At 37.9% G+C, this 19,923-nt stretch carries 14 protein-coding genes; 5 read left to right on the top strand and 9 right to left on the bottom strand.

Translation table 11 applies throughout. The features are described from left to right. The first annotated feature begins 96 nt into the window (after window positions 1-96). Window positions 97-1,539: an MFS transporter gene (locus NPX98_RS05795; RefSeq protein WP_269023211.1), complete on the top strand. Its 1,443-nt coding sequence runs from the start codon at window positions 97-99 to the stop codon at window positions 1,537-1,539. 404 nt (window positions 1,540-1,943) lie between these two features. Here the strand turns inward: NPX98_RS05795 and NPX98_RS05790 are convergent, their stop codons facing one another. From NPX98_RS05790 to ssb, 7 genes are all read right to left on the bottom strand, one after another. Further along, window positions 1,944-3,167 (bottom strand): MFS transporter, encoded by a 1,224-nt coding sequence (locus tag NPX98_RS05790; RefSeq protein ID WP_442864473.1) that lies wholly within the window; start codon window positions 3,165-3,167, stop codon window positions 1,944-1,946. A gap of 708 nt (window positions 3,168-3,875) precedes the next feature. Further along, window positions 3,876-5,006: a tRNA guanosine(34) transglycosylase Tgt gene (gene tgt / locus NPX98_RS05785; RefSeq protein WP_269023253.1), complete on the bottom strand. Its 1,131-nt coding sequence runs from the start codon at window positions 5,004-5,006 to the stop codon at window positions 3,876-3,878. Between the two features lie 930 nt (window positions 5,007-5,936). Further along, window positions 5,937-6,449 (bottom strand): peptidylprolyl isomerase, encoded by a 513-nt coding sequence (locus tag NPX98_RS05780; protein WP_269023209.1) that lies wholly within the window; start codon window positions 6,447-6,449, stop codon window positions 5,937-5,939. 17 nt (window positions 6,450-6,466) lie between these two features. After that, entirely contained in the window at window positions 6,467-7,042 is a 576-nt protein-coding gene (locus NPX98_RS05775) for a peptidylprolyl isomerase (protein ID WP_269023208.1), read from the bottom strand. Between the two features lies 1 nt (window position 7,043). Further along, window positions 7,044-7,553, bottom strand: a complete 510-nt coding sequence (gene coaD / locus NPX98_RS05770; RefSeq protein WP_269023207.1) for a pantetheine-phosphate adenylyltransferase — start codon at window positions 7,551-7,553, stop codon at window positions 7,044-7,046. Between the two features lie 21 nt (window positions 7,554-7,574). Next, window positions 7,575-10,361, bottom strand: coding sequence for a DNA gyrase subunit A (gene gyrA / locus NPX98_RS05765; RefSeq protein ID WP_269023206.1), 2,787 nt, complete (start codon window positions 10,359-10,361; stop codon window positions 7,575-7,577). A 500-nt stretch (window positions 10,362-10,861) separates the two neighbouring features. Next, complete coding sequence (ssb, locus tag NPX98_RS05760) at window positions 10,862-11,347, bottom strand: single-stranded DNA-binding protein (RefSeq protein WP_269023205.1); 486 nt, start codon at window positions 11,345-11,347, stop codon at window positions 10,862-10,864. Window positions 11,348-11,562: 215 nt separating this feature from the next. On the opposite strand from ssb, the gene uvrA reads away from it, so the two are divergent. The 4 genes from uvrA (at window position 11,563) to NPX98_RS05740 (ending at window position 17,254) form a co-directional block, all read left to right on the top strand. Continuing rightward, window positions 11,563-14,478, top strand: a complete 2,916-nt coding sequence (uvrA, locus tag NPX98_RS05755) for an excinuclease ABC subunit UvrA (RefSeq protein ID WP_269023204.1) — start codon at window positions 11,563-11,565, stop codon at window positions 14,476-14,478. A gap of 247 nt (window positions 14,479-14,725) precedes the next feature. Beyond that, window positions 14,726-15,064: a P-II family nitrogen regulator gene (locus NPX98_RS05750; RefSeq protein ID WP_269023203.1), complete on the top strand. Its 339-nt coding sequence runs from the start codon at window positions 14,726-14,728 to the stop codon at window positions 15,062-15,064. Window positions 15,065-15,121: 57 nt separating this feature from the next. After that, window positions 15,122-16,531 carry a type I glutamate--ammonia ligase gene (gene glnA / locus NPX98_RS05745; protein ID WP_269023202.1) on the top strand — a complete coding sequence of 470 codons (1,410 nt, stop codon included), beginning with the start codon at window positions 15,122-15,124 and terminating at the stop codon, window positions 16,529-16,531. A gap of 174 nt (window positions 16,532-16,705) precedes the next feature. After that, window positions 16,706-17,254 (top strand): hypothetical protein, encoded by a 549-nt coding sequence (locus tag NPX98_RS05740; protein WP_269023201.1) that lies wholly within the window; start codon window positions 16,706-16,708, stop codon window positions 17,252-17,254. A 34-nt stretch (window positions 17,255-17,288) separates the two neighbouring features. Here NPX98_RS05740 and NPX98_RS05735 read toward each other — a convergent pair whose 3' ends face one another. Together NPX98_RS05735 and NPX98_RS05730 are read right to left on the bottom strand one after the other, a co-directional pair. After that, window positions 17,289-18,071: an ATP12 family chaperone protein gene (locus tag NPX98_RS05735; RefSeq protein WP_269023200.1), complete on the bottom strand. Its 783-nt coding sequence runs from the start codon at window positions 18,069-18,071 to the stop codon at window positions 17,289-17,291. Between the two features lie 678 nt (window positions 18,072-18,749). After that, window positions 18,750-19,727 (bottom strand): RluA family pseudouridine synthase, encoded by a 978-nt coding sequence (locus tag NPX98_RS05730; protein WP_269023199.1) that lies wholly within the window; start codon window positions 19,725-19,727, stop codon window positions 18,750-18,752. Window positions 19,728-19,923: the final 196 nt, after the last annotated feature.

The following is a 19,923-nucleotide window of genomic DNA, read 5'->3' as shown; positions in this document are numbered from 1 at the left end:
AACTTTGCGAAGGAAAGGTCTTACATCTTTCCTTGGCAAAGGTGGGTAATTATCTTATAAGTAGAAAATTTTAACTCTCTAAAATCGCAAAAAACAGTGAAACAACAAAGTTGGTCTGCTCTTTTATCTGGTGAGAACGGTATTCGTTCTTTAACGTTCACAGGCGGTGTTATGTTGCATGCCGTCACTGTTTATATTGTTATTACTATTTTGCCTTCTCTTATAAATGATATTGGTGGCGAACAATATTACTCTTGGGTAGCAACTGTTTTTATCACAGCATCTCTCATTGGTACTTCACTTGCAACAAACACACTAGGGAAAATAGGTCCTCGCAATTCCTATGCTGTTGCTATCCTTATCTTTGCAATCGGCACTTTTATGTGCAGCATCGCCCCAAATATGCCATTATTTTTAATGGGACGCTTTATTCAAGGCTTTGGCAGTGGTTCTTTATTATCTCTCTCTTATTCTATAATACGAATTGTTTTCAGTCCACACTTATGGTCTCGCGCATTGGGCATTATCTCTGGAATGTGGGGAATATCAACATTATTAGGGCCAGCTATCGGCGGAATTTCTGTGCAATATAGCACATGGAGAGCATCCTTTTGGATAGTCGGATTTCTGGCTATAATTTTCTTACTCATAGCTCTTAAAGTTTTACCGAAAAACAATAAAACCATTGTGCCAAATCCCCCACTTCCTCTCTCTCAACTCTTTATACTCAACTTATTGATCTTTATTATTTCTACTGGAAGCGCTATGGATGCTACAGCTGTAAAAGTCTGTGGATTAGTTCTCGGAATTAGCCTTCTCTTTGTCTTAGCAAAAATTGAATCATCCACGCCTTACCCTATGTTGCCACGTAAAACTTTTTCTATATCTTCTGAATTGTTTTCTCTTTATTCACTGATAATTATTATGAGTACAGGCGCATATGCTATAGAATTTTATTTTCCACTTTTTCTTCAAGAACTTTACAACAAAGATCCTATTGTCGCCGGCTATATGGCCGCATTAATAAGCATTGGTTGGACTTGTAGCTCGTTATCAAGTGCAGGTATATCTACAAAAAAAATTCGTAGCATTATTGTATATTCCCCCGTGTTCAGTCTTTTAAGTGTTGGCATTCTTTTATGGCTTCTTCCAACAGAAGTGTCCACAGATGACGATACTTTTATCATTTGCTTAGCACTATTTGCCATCGGAATGAGTTCAGGCATAACATGGCCGCATTTTCTCACGCGAATATTACAATGTGCTCGTGATGAAGATGCTCTGCGTGCTAGTGAATCTCTCACTTCTGTACAGCTCTTCTCAATGGCCTTCATTACAGCATTAGCAGGAATAGTTACTAATCTTGCAGGTTTATCTAACCCTGGAGGAATAACAGGAATGATCTCTGCCGTAAAGGCTCTTTTGATTGCAACCATCGGTATTTTATTCTGCCTTGGTATTCCATTTTCCTTACGTGTTTCTCGTGCAATATTAAAAAACCCAACAGGACAATCAAAAAGTGCAAAAGACAATTCATAAATACAATATCACTCGCCATAAAGCTCTATCACATCTGAAACTCCAACGACTATAACAGTGGTAAATCACAGATAGCATATTAAATAACAAATGAATATTTTCTCATCTAAACGCCTTAACAGACGCTATGTGATTGCCTAAATGCCTTTGCACAAAAAAACGCAAAAAATTCTTCTGTAATGACATAGTTTATAAAACAAGCTCTATACTCACCCTTTAAATAAGAAGGTAAGAATTGCGACAGTTTTCTCAAAAAGGTAACTTTTTTGTTTCTAGTATATGAAGTTTAAAAACATCACCTTAACAAAACAATTATTGGATAAGAATTTTCTTAACAATCAACTTGAATCACAAAAAAACACGCATGATAAAATAAGAAAATACTTCACCCAAAAAGCTATTTATCAACGGGAAAGACGCTGATCACGCTTTTCCACATACCATGAAAAACAAAAAACCAATAATCCACACAGAGTTAAAATACTTCCAAGAACGGCAGTATACTCATAACTATAACCTAGTTCTAAAATCCACGCTCCCGATTCTGCTCCAATAGCATTAGCGATATTAAAAGCAGATTGCATCAAAGCACTTGCCAAAATTTGTGCATGTATAGCAACGTCCATAATTTTTGTCTGTATAGAAGGCATACCAGCAAAAGAAGTGCCAATGAGAAAACAACCTAATACCACTGTTAATGAAGTATATGATAAAAAGAAAAAAAGAAGAAAGACGAATGCACTCCAAAGCATAGCAAAAAATATCATCAATGAAGAATCAATTTTAATGGCAAGTTTAGGACCCCAAAAATTTCCTGCAACCATCCCAAACCCAACTAGTGGCAGAATAAATGGCACCCCCTCAAGTGAAACACCAGAAACATGAATCAATATTGATTTAATATAAGTAAGAACAGAAAATAATCCTGCTGCTCCAATAGAAACCATTGCCAAGAGAAACCACACTTGCTTGTTCTTTAATGCGCTCAATTCACGTAAAGGACTTGTTTTCATCGCATTAGCGACAGAAGGTAAAAATTTCCAAATAAGCAAGCAGCACAATAAAGCAATAACGCCCACAAGAATAAAAGCAATTTGCCAACCAACAAGCTGACCAATCCAAGTCGCCCCCGGCGCTCCAACGACTGTTGCAATGGTAAAACCAAGCATAACACTACCAACAGCTTTTGAACGTTCACGCGTTTCCACCATTGAAGACGCAACCATAGTTGCAATTCCAAAATAAATGCCATGCGGGAGACCGCTGATAAACCGTAATATCACTAACATATTAAAGTCAGAAAAAAAAGCACTGGCAATATTTGCAAAGGCATAACAAAACATCAAGCCTATTAAAACGGCTTTGTGTGACAACTTAGCTGTTGCAACAGCCAAAATAGGTGCTCCAACTACAACGCCCAATGCATAAGAAGAAATATACTGACCCGCTGTCGCAATACTAACACATGAGCTATGTGCCATCTCTGGTTGTAAACCCATGGCAACAAATTCAGCTGTACCAATAGCAAAACTTCCTACTGCAAGAGCTAAAATTCCCAAGCGCCGCGCTTTAATATCAATATTAGAAGATACGAAAACATTTTGTTGATGAAAAGTCTTCATTTTCATTCACACTTTAATTTTAAATCTATAATATGCATAAATAAAACCAGAATGCCTTACATCTATGCCTAATGCCTCCTAGTGGCACTTCAAAAGCATTTCACCCAAGAAACAGAACACAATCTTTTTTATCGTAGAAGCATAATGGAATCCATAATGATAAGTAGAACATACTTTTTCAAAATTATACTATAAATATAATTTTCTATAACCTAAATGCAGCTAAAGCTATTTCAATGTATTTTCAACGAAAACAAGCTAAGCGTCTAGTCAAAACAACTATTTTCATCACTTAATTTTTGACTCTAAACTATATAATGACCGCATGTATTCATAGATAAAACATACCTTTGCTTCTAAGTTCTTTCTTCCGCTATAAAATTTTGCGAAAACAGTTTTTAATATCAAGCACCAGTGTTAAGAGAAAAATACGCACACTATGTACGCTTTCTCTTTATCATCTTTTAACTTTAAAATAGCCGTGAGCACGAAATTTTATATTTTTTAAAGAGATTGCTAACGCATCATTAACATTTTTGCTCTAAACAACTATCAAAAGCAAGAAACTGTTTTTCTCCGGATCAGGTAGTGCGTACCGGAGCAAAACTCTCTGCTAAGCATTGTATCTTAGAGAACATGTTGTATTCATAAAACTGCATATCTTTTTTAGGACAGCGCAACTTTATGATCGGTAAAATGACAACCAGCTGTAATTCACTCCAATGCCTTATTACCTTCCAGCCACAAAGCTCTCGTTTTAGCGCAAAAATCAGCATAACATCCTGCTTCAATGGAATCGCGAATACCTTGCATAAGTTGTTGGTAATAGGAAAGATTATTCCAAGTCAATAACATGCCCCCAAGAGCTTCACTGGATTTAATTAAATGGTGCAAGTAAGCACGACTATAATCACACGCAGCAGGACAAGGCGAGAGTGGATCCAGAGGACGTGTATCTTCTGCATAACGTGCATTACGCAAATTAATCTTGCCAAAACGCGTAAACGCTAAACCATGACGCCCCGCACGGGTTGGCATAACACAATCAAACATATCAATACCCCGAGCAACACTTTCCAAAATATCATCCGGTGTTCCAACTCCCATGAGATAGCGTGGCTTATCCTCTGGCAAAATTGGACAAATTGCATCTAATACAGCTGTCATAACATTCTGGGGTTCTCCCACTGCTAACCCTCCAATAGCATAGCCCTTCAAATTCATTTCTTTCAATGCTTGAGCAGAGCGTTCACGCAATTTCAGATTATCGCCACCTTGAACAATACCAAACATAGCCTTTTCTGGTTGATCGCCAAAAGCTGTCTTACAACGCTCTGCCCAACGCAATGAAAGTTCCATTGCAGACTCTATTTCTTTTTTATCAGCAGGCAATGCAATACATTGATCAAGCTGCATTTGAATATCCGCATCAAGAAGCCCTTGAATTTCGATAGAACGTTCTGGACTCATTTCATAATACGCTCCATTAATATAAGAGCGAAAAATAACACCTTGCTCAGTAATCTTACGAATTCCCGCAAGAGACATAACCTGAAACCCCCCAGAATCCGTTAAAATAGGTTCTGGCCAACGTGCAAATTCATGTAATCCCCCTAAACGCGCAACACGCTCAGCTCCCGGACGTAACATCAAATGATACGTATTCCCCAAAATAATATCTGTTCCAAGAGCCCGCAACTGATCCATATACATAGCTTTAACAGTTCCAGCTGTTCCAACTGGCATGAATGCAGGCGTACGAATATGACCACGCTTTGTTATAATTTCACCCCGACGGGCATATCCATCTTGAGAAATTTTTCTATAATGAAATGGCTTTAACATCATTTTTGCTTTTTCAGTTTCCATAAATGCATGTTGCTATAAAAATAATGGCTGCTAGCCCTACAAGGTAATACTTTTTGAAAGTATCATTTCAAATATTTCAAATGTTTTTTAAAGCTACTATAAATACTAAAATCTGCATAAAAGATTGAATAAAATCAATGAAAATTTGTTATCTAGCAAGTCACAAAATAGAAGTAAGAACATAAGGTTATGAAAATAACCACTATGTCTGCGCGTATCTGAAGAATAACATTCATTCACTATTTAGTTTCAGTCGTTTTTGCAAAAGCAATAACCTTATAATTCCAATATTTCTTCTGCCATTAAGCAGAATAATTCTGACATTAATATACCCAATCTCTGAATATATTTTATGACCACACATATCCTCTAGTTCCACAGATGCAAAAATTCTTACGCTTCTGTGTAATGTAACAAAATGTTGCTTTATGTCATAATTTTTAAGATTATCCAGATTTTTTTTGAAAAATATAAACTGTCAAACGATATGATTGCCGCTTTTTTACAAGCACAAATGGCTCAGTCATCTTTTTTATCTCTAATATCTTCATCATACTTTAGCGCAATAATAGAAAGTATTAATAGCATATGCCCACATTGATATAACGTACAATAAATAATAGAAACTTTGTGAATATATCAGAATGGCCTGAAATATTCCCAATAGCTAACACACTTTTTTACTAAAAATATTTAAAAAAAATAAACAGGTAAGCTCTGTGGGATTCATTTTTAAGGAACACACAGAACTAGAACCTGTCTATACAAATAAACTCATCTTAATGTGATTTATTTTCTGCGAAATAAAAGTTTAAAACTTTATCTGCAAAAAAATACACGATTCACTTCTTTCTCATGCAACTTATAATAAATCATAAGCAACAGTTATTCTGTCATGCTTCTATACTATTTCATATCCGCAGCAATTGTAGCTTTAATAATTGTATCAGGATCCACAACAGGTTCACCACGTTTGATTTTATCAACATTTTCCATACCTTCAATCACCTGCCCCCAAATGGAATATTGGCGATCAAGCCAAGGAGCATCTGCAAAACAGATAAAAAACTGTGAATTAGCAGAATTCGGATTCTGGCTTCGAGCCATAGAAACTGTACCGCGTTTATGAGAAAGATTAGAAAACTCTGCTTTCAGATCAGGCTTATTTGAACCACCCATACCTACTCGTGACACATCGAATTTCTCACTGTCTTTTTTTCCAAACTGTACATCACCAGTTTGAGCCATAAAATTATCGATAACGCGATGAAATACAACATTATCATAAGCACCTTCATTCACAAGCTCCTTAATACGTGCAACATGCCCAGGAGCCAAATCAGCAAAAAGCTCAATAACGACTTTGCCTTTTGTTGTTTCAAGAATTAAGGTGTTTTCTGGATCTTTAATCTCAGCCATGTAGCTACTCCTTTAGCTTATTGATCAGCTTGCAAATAGGCAGCATTGATAATATCAGGATTTTTGACAGATCCATTATTGTCTACAGTGCCTTTTTTAATTTTATCAACAACATCCATTCCTTGCACAACTTCTCCAACAACAGTATATTGACCGTTTAAAAAATGTGCCTTCTCAAAACAAATGAAGAATTGCGAATTTGCGGAATTTGGATCTTGTGCACGCGCCATACCAACAGTACCACGATTAAATGGTTGATTTGAAAACTCTGCCACTAAATTAGGATAATTTGAACCACCCGTTCCAACACGTTTAGAATCAAAATCAGCACTGCCTTTTCTTCCAAATTTTACATCGCCAGTCTGCGCCATAAAGCCAGGAATAACACGGTGAAATACAATATTATTATATGCACCCTCTTCTGTTAATTTTTTAATTTGAGCAACATGTTTTGGTGCAAGGTCAGGACGAAGACGAATAATTACATCTCCATCCCTTAGAGATAAAACAAGAGTATTATTATCATTTGCTACGGCACGAAATGAAAGCAAACAACAAATACATGTTACAACTGTAAAAATTCTAAGAAACATACTATTTTTCCCCTGAAGCTTTAAATTTCAAACGCAAAGCTTGTGCAACATGTTGAGGAACGAAAGGTGAAACATCGCCCCCCATCGCAGCAATCTGGCGCACCAATGTAGAAGTAATCGCACGACCAGAAACACTTGCTGGCAAAAAAACAGTTTGCAACTCAGGAGCCATAATCCCATTCATCCCCGCCATTTGCATTTCATAATCGAGATCAGTACCATCCCGTAAACCACGAATAAGAAGTGAAGCACCAATTTCACGCGCCTTATCAATTAAAAGACTATTAAATGAAATAATTCGCAATCGATCAGATCCTATATTTAATAGCTCTTCTCCTACTTGTTTAATTAAATCAACACGCTCTTTAAAGCTAAAAAGTGGTTCTTTCCTTGCCCGTATCCCAATTGCTACAACCACTTCATCGGCCAGTACTAAACTGCCTCGTAAAACATCAAGATGACCATTCGTGATAGGATCAAAAGAACCGGCATAAAGAGCAATTGTCATCATTTTACTCCAATGACTTTAGAGTTATTCCACTCCGCTAATATCAACCCTATCAGATTCGCTAACATTAACCGTATCGGAACTCTTTTCACTGTCATCATCTTCAGGTTCAGAAATACGCTCAACCGATACAACTTTTTCGCCTTCTGCTGTATTAAAGATTGTTACCCCCTTTGTTGAACGGCCAGCTATACGGATACCATCAACAGGAACGCGAATAAGTTGCCCCCCATCCGAAACCAACATAATTTGATCTTGCGCCTCTACCGGGAAAGCAGCCACTAACTTACCAATTTCAGCAGTCTTAGATGGATCAGTTGCACGAATTCCTTTTCCACCACGCCTAGAAATACGGAATTCATAAGAAGACGATCGTTTTCCATAACCAAACTCACTAACCGTCAAAAGCATTTGCTCATGAGCACGAAGCTCTGCATAACGCTCATCCGATAATTCCGCTTCGTTTGCCCCGCCATCTTCATCAACGATTACGACTTCTTCAGCATCAGCACCAGCCGCACGCCGCTCACTGATCATCCGTTTAATATAGGCAGAACGCTCAACCGATGTTGCTTCAACATGCTCTAAAATAGTCATAGAAATGACTTTATCACCATCAACCACATTGATACCACGCACACCTATCGAATTACGACCAGCAAATACACGGACATCAGTTACTGGGAAACGAATACATTGTCCTTTGGCGGTTGTAAGAACAACATCATCATGTTCTGTACAGGTTTCTACAGAAAGAATTTCATCTCCCTCTTCATCAAATTTCATGGCAATTTTACCATTACGATTAACCTGAACAAAATCTGACAATTTATTACGGCGAACAGTTCCACGCGTCGTTGCAAACATAACGTCTAGTTCGCCCCAACTTGATTCATCTTCTGGCAAAGGCATAATAGTTGTTATGCGCTCCCCTTGTTGCAAGGGAAGCATATTAATCAAAGCTCGCCCGCGAGATTGCGGTGTACTAACAGGCAAGCGCCAAACTTTTTCTTTATAAACAATTCCACGCGATGAAAAGAAAAGAACCGGCGCATGTGTATTGGCCACAAATAAACGGGTTACAAAATCCTCATCTTTTGTGGACATACCGGAACGCCCCTTACCACCGCGACGCTGAGCACGGTAGGTATTTAGAGGTACTCGTTTAATATATCCACCATGACTAACCGTTACCACCATATCCTCAGACACGATTAGATCTTCACAATCCATTTCAGCACTACCAAAACCAAATACAGTCCGTCGAGGAGTTGCAAATACCTCACGAAGAGCACTCAGTTCATCCTTAACAATGCTCATAATCCGCGAACGCGATGATAAAATATTAAGATAATCGGTGATATCTACTCCAATTGTATTTAATTCATCAGCAATTTCGTCACGACCAAGCGCTGTCAGCCTCTGTAAGCGTAATTCCAAAATAGCGCGCGCCTGCTCTTCAGATAAATTATAAGTATTATCTTCATGAATGATATGGCGAGGATCATCAATAAGCTTGATTAAAGGTGCTACATCAGCAGCCAACCAACGCCGCTCCATTAATTGTACACGCGCTGTCTGTGGATCAGGAGCCTTACGAATTAACGCAATAACTTCATCAATATTAGCAACAGAAATAACCAAGCCAACCAAAACATGCGCACGCTCACGCGCTTTACGCAATAAATACTTTGTCCGCCGACTTACAATCTCCTCACGGAAAGAAACAAATGCACGAAGAATATCAAGCAACGCCATTTGTTCAGGTTTTCCTCCATTCAAGGCAACCATATTACAACCAAAAGAAGCTTGCAGCGGCGTATAGCGATAAAGTTGGTTCAAAACAACATCAGCAACAGCCTCTCTTTTTAGCTCAATAACCACCCGATACCCATCGCGATCAGATTCATCACGTAAATCAGAGATCCCTTCAATGCGCTTATCACGCACTAACTCAGCAATTTTTTCAATCATTGCCGCTTTATTAACCTGATAAGGTATTTCGTTTACAATAATTGCCTGTCGATTATTTCGAATTTCTTCAATATCAACCTTAGCACGCATAATAATTGAACCGCGCCCAGTTTCATAAGCCGAACGAATACCAGAACGACCAAGAATAATACCACCCGTAGGGAAATCAGGACCAGGAATAATGTCAATTATTTCATCAAGCGTTATATTAGGATTATTAATCAAAGCGATACAGCCATTAACGACTTCACCAAGATTATGGGGCGGAATATTCGTCGCCATTCCCACAGCAATCCCACCTGACCCATTGACCAAAAGATTAGGGAACCGTGCTGGCAAAACCACAGGCTCACGTTCACGCCCATCGTAATTATCTTGAAAATCAACGGTATCTTTGTCGATATCAACTAAAAGTTCTTCTGAAATTTTTTCTAAACGACATTCTGTATAGCGCATCGCTGCAGGCGGATCACCATCAACAGAGCCAAAATTTCCTTGCCCATCAATCAGCGGATCCCTTAAAGAAAAATCCTGTGCCATACGCACTAATGCATCATAAATTGAAGCATCACCATGGGGATGAAATTTCCCCATAACTTCACCAATAACACCAGCTGACTTACGATACGACTTATTGAAAGAAAGCCCCATCTCATTCATCGCATGAAGAATACGCCGATGAACAGGTTTAAGGCCATCACGGACATCAGGAAGTGCACGCGACACAATTACGCTCATCGCATAATCGAGATAAGAGCGCTGCATCTCTTCAATAATACTAACTGGTTCAATACCGGTTGGTACATCAGATTCCGGCAGTGGAGTAAAATCGGTCACAGTTTCAATACTTTCAAAAAGGAATCACTTTGTTTTTTATACCGAAAAATATGTCAAAATGCTAATTTCTATTCCTATAACAGAACAGAAATTTAACTATAATTTTCAATGTGTTATGTGTTTGTATTAAAAATCATGTATTAAAAAAGCAAAACTTTCTCTCCTGAACTTAAAAACAATAGAAAAATATATACACGAAACCATGCATTATTTTAGATAAAGAGTTAACAAAAACCCTTAACAACGATGACCACCACTTTTGTATAAAAGCGATAATCGTTGCTTAGCCTGCCGTACTTTGATATTGTCAAAATACCTTCTTTCAAACAAGATTTAACACACTATTGCCACAAGAATTTTCAGCACACTATTTATAACTTCGACTATTCAATTGAATACACATCGCTTACATTCCCTCTTAGAAGGATAAGTCCTAAATAGAACGCCATTCTCCTCATCAAAAAACTCAAACAGCAATAATCATTCTCTCTTATAAATTATCAAAAAGGCACATCATCATCTAACCGGTCTGAAAAATTCCCTTCTGACAAAGTATTACTCTGACCAAAACCACTACTGTCATAACTACTACTCGACTGATTTGCACTGTACATTTGGTCTCCCCCACCTACCCCACGGCTATCAAGCATCTGTAGTTCACCACGGTATTTTTGTAAAACAATCTCCGTTGTATAACGATCATTACCGTTTTGATCTTGCCATTTGCGTGTCTGCAACTGACCTTCAATATAAATCTTGCTGCCTTTTTTTACATATTGCTCTACAACTCTAATAAGATTTTCGTTAAAAATAACGATACTATGCCATTCGGTGCGTTCTTTACGTTCATTCGTATTGCGATCACGCCAACTTTCCGAAGTAGCAATACGCAAATTTGCGACTTGATCACCAGAATTCAAACGGCGGATCTCAGGATCCGCGCCAAGATTACCAATTAAAATAACTTTATTAAGGCTACCAGCCATCGCATAAACTCCAAAATTCTAAACCACCCCATTATAAGAAAATATGATAACATAGTTTATTCCATCATCGAGAATGAAAAGCTGCTATCTTTATCCTGCTTTCCACAGAACTTATATTATCCTATCACATTAAAACAATCGAACGCATTATAACTTTCAAGAAATGATTTTAATGTTTAATATCTAATTTTATTCATATTCTGCTAAGGGTAAATATGTCTCATCAAAAATATATCTCTATTCGCGGTGCCCGTGAACATAATCTTAAAAACGTTGATGTTGACCTTCCCCGTGACAAACTGATTGTTATAACAGGACTTTCGGGATCAGGAAAATCATCCTTAGCTTTTGATACAATTTATGCCGAAGGTCAACGCCGTTATGTTGAAAGCCTTTCTGCTTATGCGCGACAATTTCTAGAAATGACGAAAAAACCAGATGTCGATAAAATAGACGGTCTATCTCCTGCCATCTCCATTGAACAAAAAACCACGAGCCATAATCCCCGTTCAACAGTCGGTACCGTTACCGAAATTCATGATTACATGCGCCTTCTTTTTGCGCGTATCGGTATTCCTTACTCACCCATTACAGGACTTCCTATTGAACACCAAACAGTCAGCCAAATGGTTGATCAAATTATGGCTTTACCAGAAGGTACACGGATTTTTATTATGGCACCTTTAGTAAGAGGACGAAAGGGCGAATATAAAAAAGAACTGATAGAACTTTTAAAAAAAGGATTTCAGCGTGTCAAAATTGATGGGAAATTCTACGAAATTTCCGATGTTCCTTCTCTTGATAAAAAATATAAGCATGACATAGACGTGGTGGTGGATCGCGTTGTTGTGCATAACGATATTACTTCTCGCCTAGCTGATAGCATAGAAACCTGCCTGAAACTAGCAGATGGTCTTGCAATTGCTGAAATGGCAGACCAACCTCTTACAAAAAAAGATACCTTAACGGGAAATGCTCATAAATCAAAAAATGAAACGCACAAACGAATCATTTTTTCAGAAAAATTTTCCTGTCCTGTATCCGGCTTCTCAATTCCTGAAATTGAACCACGCCTTTTTTCATTTAATAATCCGTTTGGAGCTTGCCCTGTTTGCGATGGACTCGGCACTAAAAAGGCTATCAATCCAAAAAAAATCGTTCCAAATGAAAATCTTACTTTAAAATCTGGAGCAATTGCACCTTGGGCAAACTCATCCTCACTCTACTATAACCAAACTTTAGAAGCATTGGGCAAAGCTTATGGTTTTAAGCTCACAGACAAATGGTGTAAGCTTTCAGATGAAGCGCAACGTGCTATTTTATATGGCACAAAAACAAAAGAAATCTCTTTTGTCTATAAAAATGGTGAGCACTCTCATACAATAACTCAACGTTTTGAAGGTGTCATTCCGAATATGGAAAGACAATGGAAAGAAACCGATTCCGCATGCTCACGTGAAGAAATTGAACATTATATGTCCTCTTCACCATGTCCGGCTTGTAATGGTTATCGTTTAAAACCAGAAGCACTAGCTGTCAAAATTCATGGAATGCACATTGGACAAATATCAGAACTTTCTATTTTAAAAGCAGATGATTGGTTCGCCAACATTCATCAACATCTTAACGAAAAACAACGGCATATCGCAACCCGTGTTTTAAAAGAAATTCAAGAACGCCTAGCATTTTTAAAGCATGTGGGACTTGAATATCTTACATTATCCAGAAATTCAGGAACGCTTTCAGGTGGAGAAAGTCAGCGTATTCGGCTAGCATCTCAAATTGGCTCAGGTCTTACAGGTGTTCTCTATGTTTTAGATGAACCATCTATCGGTTTACACCAACGCGATAATGAACGTCTTCTAGAAACACTGCGTCATCTACGGGATCTTGGAAATACAGTTATCGTCGTTGAGCATGATGAAGATGCCATTCTCACCGCAGACCATGTCGTTGATATTGGCCCTGCCGCAGGCGTTCACGGTGGAAAAATCACCGCCCAAGGAACACCGCAAGAAATTATGAACAACCCCTCTTCACTTACAGGACAATATCTCTCAGGAAAAATGGCTGTTTCCATGCCTGCTCAGCGACGCAAAATATCAAAATCAAAAACACTTAAAGTAACCGGAGCACGAGGTAACAACCTTAAAAATATCAGTGCTGCTATTCCTCTTGGCACCTTCACTTGCATAACTGGCATTTCAGGTGGAGGAAAATCAACGTTCCTCATAGAAACTCTCTTTAAAGCCGCATCAAACCGTATCATGAGCAGTCATCACAATCCGGCAAGTTATGACAAAATTGAAGGACTAGAATTTCTCGATAAAGTTATTAACATTAACCAATCCCCCATTGGGCGTACCCCACGCTCCAATCCAGCTACCTATACTGGTGCATTTACTCCAATCCGCGATTGGTTTTCTGAGCTTCCAGAATCAAAAGCCCGCGGTTATCAAGCAGGACGCTTTTCATTCAATGTTAAAGGAGGACGCTGTGAGGCATGTCAAGGTGATGGCGTTATCAAAATTGAAATGCATTTTTTACCTGATGTCTACGTTACTTGCGATGTATGCAAAGGAAAGCGCTATAATAGAGAAACACTAGAAGTTAAATTTAAAGGACAATCCATCGCTGATATACTTGATATGACAGTCGAAAAAGCAGAAGAGTTTTTCCAAGCTATTCCTACTATTCACAACAAAATAAAAACCCTCGTCACAGTCGGCCTTGGCTATATTAAAGTCGGACAGCAAGCCACAACGCTTTCTGGAGGCGAAGCCCAGCGCGTAAAACTTGCTAAAGAACTTTCACGAAAAACAACAGGTCGCACGCTTTACATTTTAGACGAACCTACAACCGGTCTACATTTCCACGACATTTCCAAACTTCTTGAAGTCCTTCATGAACTTGTCGATCAAGGCAACACCGTCGTCGTTATTGAACATAATCTTGAAGTTATTAAAACCGCTGACTGGATTATTGATTTAGGCCCAGAAGGTGGAGATGGTGGCGGTGAAATCGTTGCTATTGGCCGCCCCGAAAATATTATCAACGTTTCTGGTTCCTATACTGGAAAATTCCTAAAAGAACTTTTTCTGCGTCGACCTTGGCTCAACCCAATCTCTTAAACACACCATAAAATTATTAAAACACAATATAGTGAGAAACACGCAACGTATCATTTTTATTTCGCATCAATTTATATCTTTTTCAACTTTTTATTCTACGTTTCAATAAAATTTCTCCAACAAAAATATACAAATGCGTTTATATTGGAATTCTTTATGCAGAAAGTGTTTGTCAATACGTTCCATAATTGCAAATATGATACGTAGTAGCTTAAAAAGGTAAAATAACGTTGGAGATAATTTCAGAATGAAAAAAATTGAAGCCATTATAAAACCTTTCAAGCTTGATGAGGTAAAAGAAGCTCTTCAAGAAGTTGGTTTACAGGGTATCACCGTAACAGAAGCAAAGGGGTTTGGTCGTCAAAAAGGACATACAGAGCTTTACCGCGGCGCTCAATATGTTGTTGATTTTCTGCCTAAAGTAAAAATTGAAGTTGTTGTTGCTGATGAAGCTTTAGAACAAGCTATTGAAGCTATACGCAAAGCAGCTCAAACAAAAGATATAGGTGATGGAAAAATATTTGTTTCATCCATTGATGATGCTATCCGTATCCGCACTGGCGAATCTGGTATCGATGCTCTTTAGAATACACACAAAATTTTTATCATTTCTCTTCATCTCAGCTCAATAAGGAAATTGAATATGACAACCGGATCAGACATTCTTAAACAAATCGCAGATAATGACGTACGCTTCATTGATTTACGTTTTACCGATCCACGAGGCAAGTTGCATCATGTTACAATGGATGTTACCGAAATCAACGAAGAAACCTTCACTGATGGCATTATGTTTGATGGTTCTTCAATTGCTGGCTGGAAAACAATTAATGAATCCGATATGGTACTAATGCCAGATCCAGAAACAGCACATATTGATCCTTTTTTTGCTCAGCCTACTTTGGTCATCCTTTGTGACGTTCTTGATCCTATTTCTGGAAAATTTTATAGTAGAGACCCACGTTCTATCGCTAAAAGAGCTGAAGCTTATATGAAATCTTTAGGTATCGGTGATACAGTCAATGTTGGCCCAGAAGCAGAGTTCTTCATTTTTGATGATGTACGCTATAAAACTGATCCTTACAATACAAGCTTTAAACTCGATTCAAGCGAACTTCCATCCAATGATGATAAAGAATATGAAATGGGGAATCTTGGTCATCGTCCTCGTATGAAGAGTGGCTATTTTCCTGTTCCTCCTATCGATTCCTGCCAAGATATGCGCTCTGAAATGCTTACTGCACTAACGGATATGGGCGTACGCGTCGAAAAACATCATCATGAAGTCGCTGCTGCTCAACACGAATTAGGTATCCGATTTGATACGTTAGTTCGCGAAGCTGATAAAATGCAAATTTTTAAATATGTTGTTCATCAAATTGCAAACAGCTACGGAAAAACAGCAACTTTCATGCCAAAACCGGTTTTCGGTGACAATGGTTCGGGTATGCATGTTCATATATCGATTTGGAAAGATGGAAAACCAACCTTTGCAGGAAATGAATATGCTGGGCTATCAGAAACATGCTTGTTCTTTATTGGTGGTATTATTAAGCATGCAAAAGCAATCAATGCTTTCACAAATCCATCTACTAACTCCTATAAGCGTTTAGTTCCTGGTTACGAAGCTCCTGTCCTTCTTGCCTATTCCGCACGTAATCGTTCCGCAGCTTGTCGTATCCCATTCGGCTCTTCGCCAAATTCAAAACGTGTAGAAGTTCGATTTCCAGACCCAACAGCTAATCCATATCTAGCATTTGCAGCACTTCTAATGGCTGGACTTGATGGAATTAAAAATAAAATTCATCCAGGACAAGCTATGGATAAAGATCTTTATGACCTTCCTCCCAAAGAGCTAAAAGAAATCCCTACCGTTTCAGGAAGTCTACGTGAAGCACTCGAAAATCTTGATAAAGATCGCGCTTTTCTTAAAGCTGGAGATGTTTTTGATGATGATCAAATTAATTCCTTTATTCAGTTAAAAATGCAAGAAGTTCTGCGCTATGAAGTGACTCCACACCCTGTTGAATTTGATATGTATTATTCTGTTTAAAGGCTTAATTATTCTTTTCAATTTAGAAATGGAGACTATAGTCTCCATTTTTTTATAGGTTCTATTTCTTTCTGTGGGAATTTTCTTTTTAAAATACACAATTACTCTCTTTCTGGTATGCTTGTTCTTTATAAATTCAGTTGAATCTATTTGAATTAACTATCAAGGTTTCCAATGTTACGATTTCGTGTGTTTTTTTCTGTTATTTTATGCTTTTCCTTTATTATCTCAGCAATTCAAATTACATCAGCAGTCCAAGCCTACATAATTACCAATGAAGAACTTATAACTCTAGAAAAAGCTTCTTTTGCTTATAGTAAAGCGCTTCAAGAGGCCGATGCAAATGCCATCTTAAATGCTATCCCACCCCAAATCATCGATAGATTAGCTGCAGAAAAAAATTTCAATAAATCTCAATTCCAAAAAATCATGAAAAGCCAAATAGAACAGCTAGCGAAAAATTATAAAATTGAAAATATAACAATTGATAAAACACGTAGACGCGAAGGAAAGCTCGACAACGGTATGCCCTATTTCGTTATACCTCTAGAATTTGCAATTATAAACAATGGTGAGAAAAAGTGCTGCATGCAGACTGAAGTTATTGCTTTGCTCGATAATAATCATTGGTACTTTATCCGAAATAATAATAAAGCAATCCTAGATATAACCAATCAAGTATTTCCAGGGCTTGAAAAAATAAAAACCATGAAAACGCAGTAAGCTCTAGATTTAAACGTATGAGTAAAAAAATTACTTATAAGCAAACTTTAATGATTGTGGCTGCTGCATTAAATTCTGTCTTCTTATAAGCTCGGCGTGTTATGGTTTCTTCATCAATGCCCCATTGTTCCATCATCCAATCTTCATCTAGATGAGCAATAGCCCAAGCATTATCAACATCAATTCTCTTCTCAGCTATGGCAAAAGCAATAAGAGCTGATCCCGTTAGAGTTGTCAGTGTATGGAGTGCGGCAAGCACATAAGGAGATTCCACCTGACGTAAATAATGGCTCACGGCTTGAATAACCTCCCATGGTTGTTCAACATGTATAACCCCTTCGGCTACATTAAAACAGATACCAAATTTTTCTTCTGCCCAATCAAGTAAAAAATCCCACTGTTCACACTGTCTTTTCACCAGCTCTTGCGGCGTTTGTGCACGATAAAGGATCATATCACACGCAACAAAACGCAATAAATCTTCAAAAATAACTTGCATATTGTCAGCGATACCATCGATAACAGTGTTAATAAAACGTGTAATCGGCATTTTTCCCGGATCAATGATTTCTTCCTGTATAGTGAATTCCTGTGCGACTAATGTAGCAAGCGCCTCTGTTGGCATAAGAAGAGGACGCCTTGCAGGCGTCTTAACTGGACTTCCATCCAATAATATGGAAAAGCCTTCTTCTTCACATGTGACATTTACTTTTTCATAAAACCGTTTAGGAAGTGGCTGACGTGAAATATTTTGAAGCTTACAAACAGCATTTTTTTTATTCAACGGCGTATCTAAATTCTCTAAAATTTCACGCATATCACATCCTACCTCTATAATATTTTAATAAATCGACGGAGTTTTCTAGAATAGAATCCACACCAACTTACTCAAAACAGACACTACGTGTTCATCCTAAAAAGGAACAATTTCCGTTGCGATAACTCATTTTGCTATCTATCTATCGAAAGATTACCTTCCCAATAATATAACATGCTTGCGCTTTGATACCGAGCTTCGTGCCATATATGAACATTATTGTAAAACAAAGCTGAGAGAAAATTATCAATTGTTCACGTTATATACAAAATTATGACACCAGCAGCGTTAACACACAATCTGAAAACGAAGCATGACATCCGCCATTACATACTAAAAAATACATGGCTTTTGTATTCAATTTAATATTTTTTGATCCATGCATAAAGCAGCTCATCAAATACCTATCCTTTTGCATACAAATTGTATGCAAAACAATATCCATTTTTTATAAACTCAAACCACTGCTCACACTTTACTATCAATAACCTTACATCAAAAATGCCGCGATTACTTTATTGAATGAAAACTTACGATATCTCAAATTCTATAAGCCAGTGACTTATAATAAAATTCTGCAAATGTTGCCTATGCAATAGTGAGTAATAGAAAAACTGTTAACAAGTACACTATCACCACCAAATACAATAAAATGCAATTGTTTCCAGTATTCTATATCTATACGCTGTCCATTTCATTAAAAGCTAAGAGATTAAAACTCTGGACCATATGAGGTGGTAAAGGTGCGGTAATATCCAATATACCTCCTGAAGGATGAGGTATACGAATACGACGCGCATGAAGGTGAAGACGATTTTGAATTCCCCCCGGCAATTCCCAATTACTGTCAGAAAAAAAATATTTTGAATCGCCGATAATTGGATGATCCATATAAGCAGCATGAACACGTAACTGATGTGTCCTGCCTGTATAAGGCTCCATTTCAAGCCATGAAAGAGCCCGCCCTCGCGTATCTAAAACACGATAGTAAGAAACTGCATGATTAGAATCTGGCTCCCCATGTTCACAAACACGCATTGTATCGCCCTGTGCAGTTGTCTCTTTAACCATCCATGTTGAAATTTTATCCTGTTTTTTTCTAGGAATCCCCCGGACCAACGCCCAATAAGTCTTTTTCGTTTCCCGCGCTCTAAAAGCAGCTGTTAAAGCTTGCGCAGCTCCTCTTGATCGAGCAACAATAAGCACACCAGATGTCTCACGATCAAGACGATGAACCAACCGTGGTTTTTCACCTTTTCTATTGCGCCACACCTCAAGCATACTATCAATATGACGGGTCAAACCAGAACCGCCTTGTACAGCCAAACCAGCAGGCTTGTTAAAAACAAAAACTTTCTGATCCTCATAGAGAAGCATTTTTTTCAAAACATCTCGATCATTCTGCCCACAAATGGTTTTATCCGTTATAGGAAGGCTTTCCTTCTTATCAATAGATAAAGGCGGTACACGAATAGACTGTCCCATGATAAGACGCATATCAGCTTTAACACGTCCACCATCAACCCGTATCTGACCAGAACGTAGCAACTTTTGTAGATATCCAAAACCAAGGCCTGGATAATGCACCTTAAACCACCGATCTAAGCGCATTCCACTTTCGTCTGCCTCAATCTTTTTTATTTCTATACCAACCATAACAGTTCCCTTGCCATATCATTCTTGTATCTATCCGTTTTCTTATTCTGTCTTTATCAATATAAAAAACTATATTTTATAGAAGTGGCTTTTTATCACACTGCATTACAGTCCGTATCCAAAATTGCATTTTCTTAGCATGTAAATTCTATTAGCTCAAAAGGTAAGACAATGCATTAAAATAGATAATCTTCAT

The organism is Bartonella sp. A05, assembly GCF_026930145.1.
In the GTDB taxonomy this organism is placed as follows: Bacteria; Pseudomonadota; Alphaproteobacteria; order Rhizobiales; family Rhizobiaceae; genus Bartonella.
The sequence above is the reverse complement of the archived record's forward strand: the minus strand, read 5'-3'. Positions and strand labels throughout refer to the sequence as shown.